13 protein-coding genes, 5 tRNA genes and 1 pseudogene are annotated in these 12232 nt (G+C 70.9%); 14 read left to right on the forward strand and 5 right to left on the reverse strand.

What is annotated here, in order from left to right; all coding sequences use genetic code 11:
* The first annotated feature begins 138 nt into the window (after nucleotides 1–138).
* The 5 genes from ACIODU_RS09050 to ACIODU_RS09070 all read left to right on the forward strand — a co-directional run bounded on the left by ACIODU_RS09050 (nucleotide 139) and on the right by ACIODU_RS09070 (nucleotide 620).
* A tRNA-Gln gene (locus ACIODU_RS09050) sits at nucleotides 139–210 on the forward strand.
* A gap of 20 nt (nucleotides 211–230) precedes the next feature.
* Nucleotides 231–303 (forward strand) — tRNA-Glu (locus ACIODU_RS09055).
* A gap of 61 nt (nucleotides 304–364) precedes the next feature.
* Nucleotides 365–437: transfer RNA gene (locus tag ACIODU_RS09060), tRNA-Glu, on the forward strand.
* 20 nt (nucleotides 438–457) lie between these two features.
* Nucleotides 458–529 (forward strand) — tRNA-Gln (locus ACIODU_RS09065).
* Nucleotides 530–547: 18 nt separating this feature from the next.
* A tRNA-Glu gene (locus ACIODU_RS09070) sits at nucleotides 548–620 on the forward strand.
* A 68-nt stretch (nucleotides 621–688) separates the two neighbouring features.
* Here the strand turns inward: ACIODU_RS09070 and ndgR are convergent.
* Nucleotides 689–1405 carry an IclR family transcriptional regulator NdgR gene (ndgR, locus tag ACIODU_RS09075; protein WP_010984119.1) on the reverse strand — a complete coding sequence of 239 codons (717 nt, stop codon included), beginning with the start codon at nucleotides 1403–1405 and terminating at the stop codon, nucleotides 689–691.
* A gap of 176 nt (nucleotides 1406–1581) precedes the next feature.
* On the opposite strand from ndgR, the gene leuC reads away from it, so the two are divergent.
* The 4 genes from leuC (at nucleotide 1582) to ACIODU_RS09095 (ending at nucleotide 4737) form a co-directional block, all read left to right on the forward strand.
* Entirely contained in the window at nucleotides 1582–3018 is a 1437-nt protein-coding gene (leuC, locus tag ACIODU_RS09080) for a 3-isopropylmalate dehydratase large subunit (protein ID WP_401765610.1), read from the forward strand.
* A 2-nt stretch (nucleotides 3019–3020) separates the two neighbouring features.
* Nucleotides 3021–3629, forward strand: coding sequence for a 3-isopropylmalate dehydratase small subunit (leuD, locus tag ACIODU_RS09085; RefSeq protein WP_356428392.1), 609 nt, complete (start codon nucleotides 3021–3023; stop codon nucleotides 3627–3629).
* A 104-nt stretch (nucleotides 3630–3733) separates the two neighbouring features.
* Entirely contained in the window at nucleotides 3734–3961 is a 228-nt protein-coding gene (locus ACIODU_RS09090; RefSeq protein ID WP_327234301.1) for a hypothetical protein, read from the forward strand.
* A gap of 143 nt (nucleotides 3962–4104) precedes the next feature.
* Nucleotides 4105–4737: an HU family DNA-binding protein gene (locus ACIODU_RS09095; protein ID WP_356428390.1), complete on the forward strand. Its 633-nt coding sequence runs from the start codon at nucleotides 4105–4107 to the stop codon at nucleotides 4735–4737.
* Between the two features lie 350 nt (nucleotides 4738–5087).
* Here the strand turns inward: ACIODU_RS09095 and cofC are convergent.
* Nucleotides 5088–5690 (reverse strand): annotated as a pseudogene (cofC, locus tag ACIODU_RS09100) (2-phospho-L-lactate guanylyltransferase); the annotation flags it as partial.
* 227 nt (nucleotides 5691–5917) lie between these two features.
* On the opposite strand from cofC, the gene ACIODU_RS09105 reads away from it, so the two are divergent.
* The 3 genes from ACIODU_RS09105 to ACIODU_RS09115 all read left to right on the forward strand — a co-directional run bounded on the left by ACIODU_RS09105 (nucleotide 5918) and on the right by ACIODU_RS09115 (nucleotide 8940).
* Complete coding sequence (locus ACIODU_RS09105; protein WP_356428387.1) at nucleotides 5918–6676, forward strand: lysophospholipid acyltransferase family protein; 759 nt, start codon at nucleotides 5918–5920, stop codon at nucleotides 6674–6676.
* The gene (locus tag ACIODU_RS09110; RefSeq protein ID WP_401765615.1) at nucleotides 6673–7674 is read left to right on the forward strand and encodes an NAD(P)H-dependent glycerol-3-phosphate dehydrogenase; all 1002 of its coding nucleotides are present in this window, start codon (nucleotides 6673–6675) and stop codon (nucleotides 7672–7674) included. Before ACIODU_RS09105 ends, ACIODU_RS09110 begins: the two co-directional genes overlap by 4 nt.
* A 93-nt stretch (nucleotides 7675–7767) precedes the next feature.
* Nucleotides 7768–8940, forward strand: a complete 1173-nt coding sequence (locus ACIODU_RS09115) for a D-alanine--D-alanine ligase family protein (RefSeq protein ID WP_401765618.1) — start codon at nucleotides 7768–7770, stop codon at nucleotides 8938–8940.
* A 66-nt stretch (nucleotides 8941–9006) separates the two neighbouring features.
* On the opposite strand, the gene ACIODU_RS09120 is transcribed toward ACIODU_RS09115, so the two are convergent.
* Together ACIODU_RS09120 and ACIODU_RS09125 are read right to left on the reverse strand one after the other, a co-directional pair.
* The gene (locus ACIODU_RS09120) at nucleotides 9007–9507 is read right to left on the reverse strand and encodes a DUF3515 domain-containing protein (protein ID WP_401765619.1); all 501 of its coding nucleotides are present in this window, start codon (nucleotides 9505–9507) and stop codon (nucleotides 9007–9009) included.
* Nucleotides 9508–9527: 20 nt separating this feature from the next.
* Nucleotides 9528–9761 carry an Lrp/AsnC ligand binding domain-containing protein gene (locus ACIODU_RS09125; RefSeq protein ID WP_356428381.1) on the reverse strand — a complete coding sequence of 78 codons (234 nt, stop codon included), beginning with the start codon at nucleotides 9759–9761 and terminating at the stop codon, nucleotides 9528–9530.
* Nucleotides 9762–9965: 204 nt separating this feature from the next.
* Here ACIODU_RS09125 and ACIODU_RS09130 point away from each other — a divergent pair, with 204 nt between their 5' ends.
* A complete protein-coding gene (locus ACIODU_RS09130) occupies nucleotides 9966–10937 on the forward strand; it encodes a thiamine-phosphate kinase (RefSeq protein ID WP_356428378.1) in 972 nt (323 codons plus the stop codon).
* Between the two features lie 10 nt (nucleotides 10938–10947).
* A complete protein-coding gene (thiD, locus tag ACIODU_RS09135; RefSeq protein ID WP_401765622.1) occupies nucleotides 10948–11760 on the forward strand; it encodes a bifunctional hydroxymethylpyrimidine kinase/phosphomethylpyrimidine kinase in 813 nt (270 codons plus the stop codon).
* Between the two features lie 86 nt (nucleotides 11761–11846).
* On the opposite strand, the gene rpmB is transcribed toward thiD, so the two are convergent.
* Entirely contained in the window at nucleotides 11847–12032 is a 186-nt protein-coding gene (gene rpmB, locus ACIODU_RS09140; protein WP_078877327.1) for a 50S ribosomal protein L28, read from the reverse strand.
* Between the last annotated feature and the right edge of the window lie 200 nt (nucleotides 12033–12232).

Raw genomic sequence — 12232 nt, forward strand, 5'->3', positions numbered from 1 at the left:
GGGCCGCCGGGCGCCGATACTCGTTTTGGAGCGCTGCCCGCTGTCGGGTAATGTTCTTCCTGCGCCGCCCGGGAAGGCCGAAAGGTCCGGCCGGGAGACGCAAGCCAAGCAAACCCCCGTCAGGGGGTTGAGTTTTGGTGGGCTATGGTGTAATTGGCAGCACGACGGTTTCTGGTTCCGTTAGTCTAGGTTCGAGTCCTGGTAGCCCAGCGCAGACACCATTCTGCAACGCCCCCGTTGTGTAGCGGCCTAGCACGCTGCCCTCTCACGGCAGTAGCGCCGGTTCGAATCCGGTCGGGGGTACAGATCCTTCTCTCCGACGCTTTCGGGTCGCACCCGGACGCGTCGACGCAGGATCGCTAAGGCCCCCGTTGTGTAGCGGCCTAGCACGCTGCCCTCTCACGGCAGTAGCGCCGGTTCGAATCCGGTCGGGGGTACGGTAAGACGTAAATCACCATGGGCTATGGTGTAATTGGCAACACGACGGTTTCTGGTTCCGTTGTTCTAGGTTCGAGTCCTGGTAGCCCAGCTGGACCTCTTGGTCCTCGCCCCCGTTGTGTAGCGGCCTAGCACGCTGCCCTCTCACGGCAGTAGCGCCGGTTCGAATCCGGTCGGGGGTACGTACGCAGATATCCGGAAGGCCCTCCCCGCGGGGAGGGCCTTTTCCGTGCCCCGGCGCCCCGGCCCCTCAGCCCGTACGCCGCAGCGCCTCGCTCAGCCGGCCCGCCGCGTCGATCACGGCCTGCGCGTGCATCCGGCCCGGGTGGCGGGTGAGCCGCTCGATGGGACCCGACACCGAGACCGCCGCGACCACCCGGTTCGACGGACCCCGCACCGGCGCCGACACCGAGGCCACCCCGGGCTCGCGCTCGCCGATCGACTGCGCCCAACCCCTGCGCCGTACCCCCGAGAGGGCCGTCGCCGTGAAGCGGGCGCCCTGGAGACCCCGGTGCAGCCGCTCCGGTTCCTCCCACGCCATCAGGATCTGGGCCGAGGAGCCCGCCTTCATCGTGAGCGTCGAGCCGACCGGGACCGTGTCCCGCAGCCCCGACAGCCGCTCGGCGGCCGCCACACAGATCCGCATGTCCCCCTGGCGCCGGTAGAGCTGCGCGCTCTCGCCCGTCACGTCCCGCAGGTGCGTCAGCACGGGTCCCGCCGTCGCCAGCAGGCGGTCCTCGCCGGCCGCAGCGGCCAGCTCCGCCAGCCGGGGGCCCAGGATGAACCGGCCCTGCATGTCCCTCGCCACCATCCGGTGGTGTTCCAGAGCCACGGCCAGCCGGTGGGCCGTGGGTCGAGCGAGCCCGGTCGCCGCGACCAGCCCGGCGAGGGTGGCCGGACCGGACTCCAGGGCGCTCAGTACGAGAGCAGCCTTGTCGAGAACGCCGACGCCGCTAGAGTTGTCCATGCAACGATACTCGCGTCTCACTCTGTGAAACGCAAGTTCCTTTTCCCGGGGTCTTTGCCAACCTGTAGGGACAGGCCCGCGGACCACGGGTCCCCGCCGGCGTCCGGTACGAAGGGGTACGGACGCGGGCCCACGTCTCGAAAAGTGCCGGCGCTCCGCCGGCCGGAGGGAAAGCGATGGGTAGGACACTCGCGGAGAAGGTCTGGGACGATCATGTCGTCCGGCGGGCGGAGGGCGAGCCCGACCTCCTCTACATCGATCTGCACCTGCTGCACGAGGTGACCAGCCCCCAGGCCTTCGACGGCCTCCGTCTCGGCGGCCGGCAGGTCAGGCGACTCGACCTCACCATCGCGACCGAGGACCACAACACTCCCACCCTCGACATCGACAAGCCGATCGCGGACCCGGTCTCGCGCGTCCAGTTGGAGACGCTCCGCAAGAACTGCGCGGACTTCGGCGTACGGCTGCACCCGCTCGGCGACGTCGAGCAGGGCGTCGTCCACGTCGTGGGCCCCCAGCTGGGGCTCACCCAGCCCGGTACCACCGTGGTCTGCGGCGACAGCCACACCTCCACCCACGGCGCGTTCGGCGCGCTCGCGTTCGGCATCGGCACCAGCCAGGTCGAGCACGTCCTCGCCACCCAGACCCTGCCGCTGGCCCGCCCCAGGACGATGGCCATCACGGTCGAGGGCGAACTGCCCCCCGAGGTCACCGCCAAGGACCTGATCCTCGCCATCATCGCCAGGATCGGCACCGGCGGCGGCCAGGGCTACATCCTGGAATACCGGGGCTCGGCCATCGAGAAACTCTCGATGGAGGCCCGGATGACCATCTGCAACATGTCGATCGAGGCCGGCGCCAGGGCGGGCATGATCGCCCCCGACGCCACCACCTTCGACTACCTCAAGGGCCGCGACCACGCCCCCGAGGGCGAGGACTGGGACGCCGCCGTCGCGTACTGGCGCACCCTGCGCACCGACGACGACGCCGTCTTCGACGCCGAGGTCCTCATCCAGGCCGCCGAACTGGCCCCGTTCGTCACCTGGGGCACCAACCCCGGCCAGGGCGCGCCGCTCACCTCGCACGTCCCCGACCCGGCTTCGTACGAGGACGCTTCGGAGCGCCACGCCGCCGAAAAGGCCCTGGAGTACATGGGGTTGACCGCCGGACAGGCGCTGCGCGACATCAAGGTCGACACCGTCTTCGTAGGTTCGTGCACCAACGGACGCATCGAAGACCTGCGCTCGGCGGCCTCGGTCCTGGAGGGCCGCAAAGTCGCCGACGGCGTACGGATGCTGGTCGTCCCCGGGTCCGTACGGGTCGCGCTCCAGGCCGTCGCCGAGGGCCTGGACAAGGTCTTCACCGGCGCGGGAGCCGAATGGCGGCACGCGGGCTGCTCGATGTGCCTGGGCATGAACCCCGACCAACTCGCGCCCGGCGAGCGCTCCGCGTCCACCTCCAACCGCAACTTCGAGGGCAGGCAGGGCAAGGGCGGCCGTACGCACCTGGTCTCCCCGCAGGTCGCCGCCGCCACGGCCGTACTGGGCCATCTGGCCTCGCCCGCCGACCTGTCCGACGCCGACGCCGCCCGTACGCCCGCTGGAGCGCGATAACCATGGAAGCCTTCACCACCCACACCGGCCGGGCCGTGCCGCTGCGCCGCAGCAACGTGGACACCGACCAGATCATCCCCGCCCACTGGCTCAAGAAGGTCACCAGGGACGGGTTCGAGGACGGGCTCTTCGAGGCCTGGCGCAAGGATCCGGAGTTCGTCCTCAACCGGTCCGAGTACGCCGGGGCCACGGTCCTGGTCGCCGGACCCGACTTCGGCACCGGATCCTCCCGCGAACACGCCGTCTGGGCCTTGCAGAACTACGGCTTCAAGGCCGTCGTCTCGTCCCGGTTCGCCGACATCTTCCGGGGCAACTCGCTCAAGAACGGTCTGCTGACCGTGGTTCTGGACCAGTCCGTCGTGGACGCCCTCCAGGAGCTCGTGGAGAAGGACCCCACGGCCGAGGTCACCGTGGACCTGGAACAGCGGCAGGTGCGGGCCGGCTCCTCCGATGGAGCAGTGCTGACGGCTGATTTCGACCTTGACGAGAACGCCCGCTGGCGCTTGCTGAACGGGCTCGACGACATCAGCCTCACCCTTCAGAACGAAGGCGACATCGCCTCCTACGAGGCCTCCAGGCCGTCCTTCAAACCACGCACCATTACCGCCTGATCAGCGCTTTTCCCCTCCTGCACCCCCTGCCTCCCGGCAGGGGGTGCAGTTGCTTGTTGAGACCCCGCCGGGCGACAACTCGCCCCAGATGGCACAATCGGTGCATGGAACCCGACAACCAACTCAAGCTTTACGGGTTGGTCGCCGAACAACTGAAAGAGGCACACGCGAAGGTGCGTGGACTGCAAGTCCCGGAGGGCGTACGCATGGCGCTCACCCGGAAGCTGCTGGTCATCACGGCTGCGGCGAAGCACGATCTCCCGGATGCGGCAAGGCGTCTGGACCGCTTGACGAAGGACCTCGACGAGGGTCGATTTCCGGAAGGCGACTGACCTCCGCGGAACTCCGCCGGGCCGACTTCGTTGCGGCACTAGGGTGATTAGCCCGTTTCGTGTTTGATTTGCGGTATATATCTGCCTAACGTGCGAAAAAGCTTGAACACTTTCGTTCTGGCAATGTCTCCGAAGGGGAAGACGTGAACAAGGCGCAGCTCGTAGAAGCGATTGCGGACAAGGTCGGCGGCCGCCAGCAGGCCGCGGACTCGGTCGACGCGGTACTGGACGCGATCGTCCGCGCGGTCGTCGCAGGCGACCGGGTCTCGGTCACCGGCTTCGGCTCGTTCGAGAAGGTCGACCGCCCGGCGCGTTACGCGCGTAACCCGCAGACGGGTGAGCGGGTCCGGGTCAAGAAGACCTCGGTGCCGCGCTTCCGCGCGGGTCAGGGCTTCAAGGACCTGGTCAGCGGCTCGAAGAAGCTCCCCAAGAACGACGTGGCGGTCAAGAAGGCCCCCAAGGGCAGCCTCTCGGGCGGTGCTTCCACCCGTACGACGGTGAAGGCCGCGGCGAAGAAGGCCACCGCCAAGAAGGCCACGACCGCCAAGACGGCGGCCAAGCGGACGGTCGCCAAGAAGACCACCGCGAAGAAGACCAGCGCGGCCAAGAAGACCACGGCGAAGAAGGCCACGTCGTCGGCGTCGAAGTCCACCGCCAAGAAGGCCACCGCGAAGAAGACCGCGCCGGCCAAGAAGGCGACCGCCAAGAAGGCGCCGGCGAGGAAGGCCGCGTCCCGCACCACCACCGCGAAGAAGACCGCCGCCAGGGGGAAGTAAGCGACAACAGGGCGACTCACGCGCCGGGCCGGGCTCCCCTCGGGGAGCCCGGCCCGCGGCGTTCCGCTCGGAAAGCCCGGGCTCAGAAGGTCCAGGCTCGGACGGCCTGGGCTCAGAAGGTCCGGGCCTCAGAAGGTCTGGAGCGTCACCAGCGTGACGCGCAGGGACGCGCCCTCGCCCTCGGTCTCGATGCGCACCCGCTGGCCGGGCCGCAGCAGCCGCAGCCCGCCCGCGTCGAAGGCCGGCGCGTCGAACTCCACCGGGGTGCCGTCGTCCAGCAGCACACTCCCGCTGCGGCTCTCTGACTCGTACGTGTAAGCGGTCGCCTGCATGCCCGCAGCGTAGCGGTCGGCGTACCGCGCGGCCGTCCGCGGGCCGAGCCCCAGCGCCACCGCCACCAGCAGGTCCGCGCCCGTGTCGACGTCCCGCCGTACCGAATCCACCCCGGTCAGCAGAATTTCCACCGCGCCCGACGACAAATGCCGGGCCCGGGAACGACCACCGAAAGCCGGATTCAATTCCGCGCCCGGGGCCGCCGCCAGCAAAGTGGTGCCGATTCCGGCGGCGTCCGCGAGAAATGCCCGCGGAAATGCGCGCGCGGCACCGAGCACCCGGGCCAGCTCGGCGGGGCGCAGCGCCGGCAGGTCCGCGTTGAGCGTGGCCACCGGCGCGCGCGGATCCCGGCTCCGCGCCACCGCGGCCCCGTGCGCCAGCGCCGCGTTGAGACCGGCGGCCGGCGTGTCCGGTACGACGCGCGCCCCCAGCGCGGCCAGCTCCGCCCCCGCCGCGGGATCGTCCGTGACCACCACGACGTCCCGCACGGCCGGGCAGGCCAGCGCGGCGGCGACCGTGTCCTGGGCGAACGCCAGGGCCAGCCGGGGGCGCAGAGCACCGCCCAGGGCCCCGGCCAGCCTGCTCTTGGCCAGGCTGAGCGGCTTGAGCGGGACGACCAGGGACCAGCGGGCGGTCGGGTCGGTGTCCGTGGCGAACTCTCCCTCGGTGCGTGCCGGGTGCGTACCTGCGTGTACCGGCCCCCTATTGTTGCCCGGCCGTGTCCCGCTCGCAGGCCCGCTCCCCGGGCCGGGGCGTACGGTGTTCTCGACAGCGCACGACCCCGGGGCGAGACGTGGCCCCGGGCCGCCGGATCGCGATCCGGCTCCCGAGGAGGAAGGTGTCACGAGTGTCCCGCCGCAGAATCGGCTTCTGGTACCGCCTGGCGGCCGTCATCGCAAAACCGCCGCTGATCGTTCTGTTCAAGCGGGACTGGCGGGGCATGGAGCACATTCCGGCCGACGGCGGATTCATCACCGCCGTCAACCACAATTCGTATCTCGACCCTCTGTCGTACGGTCACTTCCAGTACAACACCGGCCGCGTCCCGCGATTCCTGGCGAAGGCCGCGCTCTTCAGGGGCTCCTTCGTCGGCATGATGCTCCGCGGCACCGGCCAGATCCCCGTCTACCGCGAGAGCACCAACGCGCTGGACGCGTTCCAGGCCGCCGTCGACGCCATCGAGCGGGGCGAATGTGTCGTCTTCTACCCCGAGGGCACCCTCACCCGCGACCCCGACCTGTGGCCCATGGCGGGCAAGAGCGGCGCGGCCCGCGTCGCCCTGCTCACCAAGGCCCCGGTCATCCCCGTCGCCCAGTGGGGCTCCCACCTCGCGCTCCCGCCGTACGCCAAGGAACGGCCGGTACGGCTCTTCCCGCGCAAGACGCTGAAGGTCCTCGCGGGCCCCGCCGTCGACCTCTCGCGGTTCGAGGGCCAGGAACCCACCCCCGAGGTGCTGCGCGCGGCGACCGAGGTCATCATGGCCGCGATCACGGAACTGCTCGCGGAGGTACGCGGGGAACCGGTGCCCGCGGAGTTGTACGACCCCCGCAGGGCCAGGGCGGAACAGCGGCGCAAGGCCGCGGAAGCGGAAGAGGGCTCCAAGTGACACGCGTCGCCGTTTTCTCGGCGGGATCGTGGGGCACGGCGTTCGCCATGATCCTCGCCGACGCCGGGTGCGAGGTGACCCTCTGGGCCCGCCGCCCCGAGGTCGCCGAGGCCATCAACACCACCCGCGTCAACCCCGACTACCTGCCCGGCCTCGAACTGCCCGAGGGCGTACGGGCCACGACGGACCCGGCGGAGGCCGCCGACGGCGCCGAGTTCACCGTCCTGACCGTGCCCTCCCAGACCCTCCGCGAGAATCTGGCCCGCTGGGCTCCCGTCCTGCCCTCCGACACGGTGCTCGTCTCCCTGATGAAGGGCATCGAACTGGGCACGGCCAAGCGGATGAGCGAGGTCATCGAAGAGGTCGCCAAGGCGCCCGCCGAGCGCGTCGCGGTGATCAGCGGCCCCAACCTCGCCAAGGAGATCGCCGACCGTATGCCCGCCGCGGCCGTCGTCGCGTGCCGGGACGAGGACGTCGCCCGGCGCCTCCAGACCGCCTGCCACACCCCGTACTTCCGCCCCTACACCAACACCGACGTCGTCGGCTGCGAACTGGGCGGCGCCGTGAAGAACGTGATCGGGCTCGCCGTCGGCATCGCGGACGGCATGGGCCTCGGCGACAACACCAAGGCCTCGCTGATGACCCGCGGCCTCGCCGAGACCACCCGCCTCGGACTGACCATGGGCGCCGACCCGCAGACGTTCTCCGGCCTGGCCGGCATGGGCGACCTGATCGCCACCTGCTCCTCGCCGCTCTCCCGCAACCACACCTTCGGCACCAACCTCGGCCGCGGGATGACCCTCCAGGAGACCATCGCGGTCACCCGGCAGACCGCCGAGGGCGTCAAGTCGTGCGAGTCCGTGCTGGATCTGGCCCGGCGCCACGGCGTGGACATGCCCCTGACCGAGACCGTCGTCGACATCGTCCACAACGGCAAGCCGCCGCTCGTCGCGCTCAAGGAACTGATGTCGCGCAGCGCCAAGGCGGAACGCCACTGACCCCGCGGGCCGCCGGGCCGTACGCCACCGGGCGGGAACGCCACCGAGTCGGCCGCTGACGAGCCGCTGTCCACCGGGTACGCTCATCGCGATATGAGCAGCGAGAACTCCTCCCAGAGCCCTGAGCGGCAGGCCCGCAAGCCGCGTGTGGCGGTCGTCTTCGGCGGCCGTAGCTCCGAGCACGGCATTTCGGTGGTCACGGCCGGCGCCGTCCTGCGCGCCATCGACCGTACGAAGTACGACGTCCTGCCCATCGGCATCACCGCGGACGGCCGCTGGGCCCTCACCGCGGACGACCCCGGGCGGATGGCCATCACCGACCGCGTCCTGCCGAGCGTCGAGAGCGTCGCCGAGTCGCTGGACGGCGGGGTGGTCCTCTCCGTGGACCCGGCCAACCGCGAGGTCGTCTACAGCGAGCCGGGTTCCGTGCCCAAGGTGCTGGGCGAGGTCGACGTCGTCTTCCCGGTGCTGCACGGCCCGTACGGGGAGGACGGCACGCTCCAGGGCCTGCTGGAGCTCTCCGGCGTCCCGTACGTCGGCGCGGGGGTCCTCGCCTCGGCCGTCGGCCAGGACAAGGAGTACATGAAGCGGGTGTTCACCTCCTTCGGGCTGCCCGTCGGCCCGTACGTGGTGATCCGCCCCCGCGAGTGGGAGCAGGGCCCCGAGGGCGCCAAGGGCGCCGCCGCCCGCAAGAAGATCGTGGACTTCGCCGCCGAGCACGGCTGGCCGCTCTTCGTGAAGCCCGCGCGCGCCGGCTCCTCCATGGGCATCACCAAGGTCGACGACCTCTCCGGTCTCGACGACGCGATCGCCGAGGCCCAGCGCCACGACCCCAAGATCCTGGTGGAGTCGCTGCTGCGCGGCCGGGAGATCGAGTGCGGGGTACTGGAGTTCGAGGACGGGCCGCGCGCGAGCGTGCCCGCCGAGATCCCGCCCGTCACCGCCCACGACTTCTACGACTTCGAGGCCAAGTACATCGACTCCGCCGCCGGTCTGGTGCCCGCGCCGCTGACCGAGGAGCAGACCGCCGAGGTGCGGCGGCTCGCGGTCGAGGCGTTCGAGGCGGCGTCCTGCGAGGGCCTGGTCCGCGCGGACTTCTTCCTCACCGAGGACGGGGATTTCGTCATCAACGAGATCAACACGATGCCGGGCTTCACCCCGATCTCGATGTACCCCCGCATGTGGCAGGAGACCGGTGTCGGCTACCCGGAACTGGTCGACCTGCTGATCCAGGCGGCCCTGCGCCGCCCGACCGGCCTGCGCTGACGCGTCGCCGCGGCCTCTCCCGGAGGCCGCGGTCCCGTCAGGGCCGCGGGGCCGTACCCGTACCCCTCAGAGACTGCTCGGGATCGTCCTCGCCACCGGGGCGGCCAGCGCGGCCAGCGGTGTCGCGTCGTTGGCGAAGCGCGGGCCCAGGGTGACCTCCACGTACGCCTTCCGGTACGTGGTCGTGAAGCGCGCCCCCGAGTCGAGCTGTTCCAGCATCCAGTTGACGCCGTCGGCCTCCACCGCGTTCGCCCGGGGATCGTCCATCTCCCCGGGGCGGGGGACCCCGCAGCGCAGTACGATCGCGTCGTCCCCCCACCCGGCCGTCAGTTCGGAACGCGGCCGGGGATCGTCCCGGTCCAGCCCCCCGAGCCTCCCCGGCAGCGCCTCGTGCAGGGCGCCGCACAGCTTCGCCGCCTCGGCGGAGGGGCGGGGAACGGTGACCGGAGAACCCTCGTCCGCGGACGAGCAGCCCGCCGCGGCCAGGAGCAGGGCGACGGCGGGCAGGCAAAGCGTCGGACGGCCGGATAGCCTGCGGCGGAAGAGCCGGCGGCGGGTAACGGTCACCGGCCAAGCGTAGACGGGGGCTACAGGTGAACGACGGGGCAGGTCAGGGTGCGGGTGATGCCGTCCACTTGCTGGACCTTGGCGACCACCATGCGGCCCAGCTCGTCGACGGTGTCCGCCTGGGCGCGGACGATGACGTCGTAGGGGCCTGTCACGTCCTCGGCGTGTATCACTCCTGTGAGCTTGGCGATGGTCTCGGCGACGGTTGTCGCCTTGCCCACCTCGGTCTGGATAAGGATGTACGCCTGTACCACGGAACCTCCAGGGCGGCCACGAGGATCATGTGGGGGAAAGAGACGCCACGGTATCGCGTCGTCGCGGGCCACGGGGAGACCCGGGGGCCCGATGGCGCCCCCGGGTGGCGTACGGAAAACATAAGTTGACGTGTCTCTTGACGGAACCGACAGCAGTGACGGCCCGCGACCGCAGGCGCGGCCGGCGATGAGAGGGGAGTCTCGGTGAAGGGAACCGTGGGCGAGTTGGGGGAGTTCGGCCTCATCAGGGAGCTCACCTCCCGGCTGACCACCACCCCGGCGGTCCGGCTGGGCCCTGGCGACGACGCCGCGGTCGTGGCCGCGCCCGACCGCAGGGTCGTGGCCAGTACGGACCTCCTGCTGGAGGGCCGGCACTTCCGCCGCGACTGGTCCACGGCGTACGACGTCGGCCGCAAGGCCGCCGCGCAGAACCTCGCCGACATCGCGGCGATGGGCGCCGTACCCACCGCGCTGCTGCTCGGCCTGGTCGTGCCGGCCGAACTCCCGGTCACCTGGCCCACCGAGCTGATGGACGGCATCCGCGACGAGTGCCAGGTCGCGGGCGCGGCCGTGGTCGGCGGTGACGTCGTGCGCGGTGACACCATCACCCTCGCCATCACGGCCCTCGGCGACCTGCGGGGCCACGACCCGGTGGTCAGGTCGGGCGCGCTCCCCGGTGATGTGGTCGCGTACACCGGCTGGTTGGGCTGGTCGGCCGCCGGGCACGCGGTGCTCTCCCGCGGCTTCCGCTCGCCCCGTGCCTTCGTGGAGGCCCACCGCAGGCCCGAACCGCCGTACCACGCGGGCCCCGCGGCGGCCGGACTCGGCGCCACCGCCATGACCGACGTCAGCGACGGGCTGGTCGCGGACCTCGGGCACATCGCGGACGCCAGCAAGGTCAGGATCGACCTGCGGTCCGGACTGGTCGACATCCCGCAGCAGATGCACGACATCGGCCAGGCGGTCGGGATCGACCCGCTCCAGTGGGTGCTGACCGGGGGAGAGGACCACGCGATCGTGGCGACCTTCCCGCCGGACGTGAAACTCCCCGCCCGCTGGAAGGTGATCGGCGAGGTCCTTCACCCGTCCGCGCTGCCGCAGGTGACGGTGGACGGGGCGCCCTGGACGAGCAAGGGCGGCTGGGACCACTTCGGGGACATCGAGGACGCGCGGTAGATTCGGCCGGGTGAGCTCCTCTCCCCCCTTCGTGCCCGCCCGCGTCCTCACCGTCGCCGGTTCCGACTCCGGCGGCGGCGCGGGCATCCAGGCCGACCTCAAGACGATGCTGGCGTTCGGGGTGCACGGCATGAGCGTGCTCACCGCCGTCACCGCGCAGAACTCCCTCGGGGTCCAGGGCGCCTGGGAGCTGCCGGTGGAGGCGGTACGGGCCCAGTACCGCGCCGTGGTGGACGACATCGGCGTCCAGGCCGTGAAGACCGGCATGCTCGCCTCGGCCGGACTGGTCGAGGCCGTCGCGGACCTGCTCGCCGCGACGGACGCCCCGGTGGTCGTGGACCCGGTCGGCGTCTCCAAGCACGGGGACCCGCTGCTCGCCGACTCCGCGCTGGACGGGGTACGGACGAAGCTGCTGCCCGTCGCCACCGTCGCCACCCCCAACCTGGACGAGGTCGCCCAGCTCACCGGCGTACAGGTGACGGACGAAGCGTCCATGCGCCGGGCGGCGGACGCCGTCCTGGACTTCGGGCCCCGCTGGGCGCTCGTCAAGGGCGGGCACCTGCCGGGCGACGCCGTCGACCTGCTCACCGACGGCACCGAGGAACACTGGCTGCGCGCCCCCCGCCACAGCAACCGCCACACGCACGGCACGGGCTGCACGCTCGCCTCCGCGACAGCCTCGGGCCTGGCGAACGGGCAGGGGGTGGTGGAGGCCGTGGTCGCGGCCAAGGAGTACGTCACCGGCGCGCTCGCGCACGGCTTCCCGCTGGGCGGCGGCATCGGCCCGGTCGATCACGCGTGGCGCTTCCGCCGGGGTCTGTGACGGCGGGTGAGCACGGCAAAAAGCCGGCCCACCGAGGTGGACCGGCTCTTCAAGGCAACCGCAGGGGCTGCGCTACGACGCAGGCGTCAGCGCGAGACCTTGCCGGCCTTGATGCACGAGGTGCAGACATTGAGCCGCTTCGGCGTCCGACCGACCACGGCACGCACGCGCTGGATGTTCGGGTTCCAGCGACGGGACGTGCGGCGGTGCGAGTGGGAAATGCTGTTGCCGAAGCCCGGCCCCTTGCCGCAGACGTCGCAGTTGGCAGCCACGGGTCACTCCAAAGACTTCAGATGTACGTACAGAGAAATCCGACGTGCCCGAATCAACGAGTTGATGTGGCCTAGCCGGGGGAATGGCCCGACTCTCGTCGGGCAACCGGAGCAGCATACAACGGCTGCCTCGGTACAACGAAACTACCACGACCCGCCCGGCCCCCCTCCCGGTCCCGTCCGCCCCCTCTCACCCCTGG

The sequence above is a fragment of the Streptomyces sp. NPDC088261 genome (assembly GCF_044740805.1).
Lineage (GTDB): Bacteria > Actinomycetota > Actinomycetes > Streptomycetales > Streptomycetaceae > Streptomyces.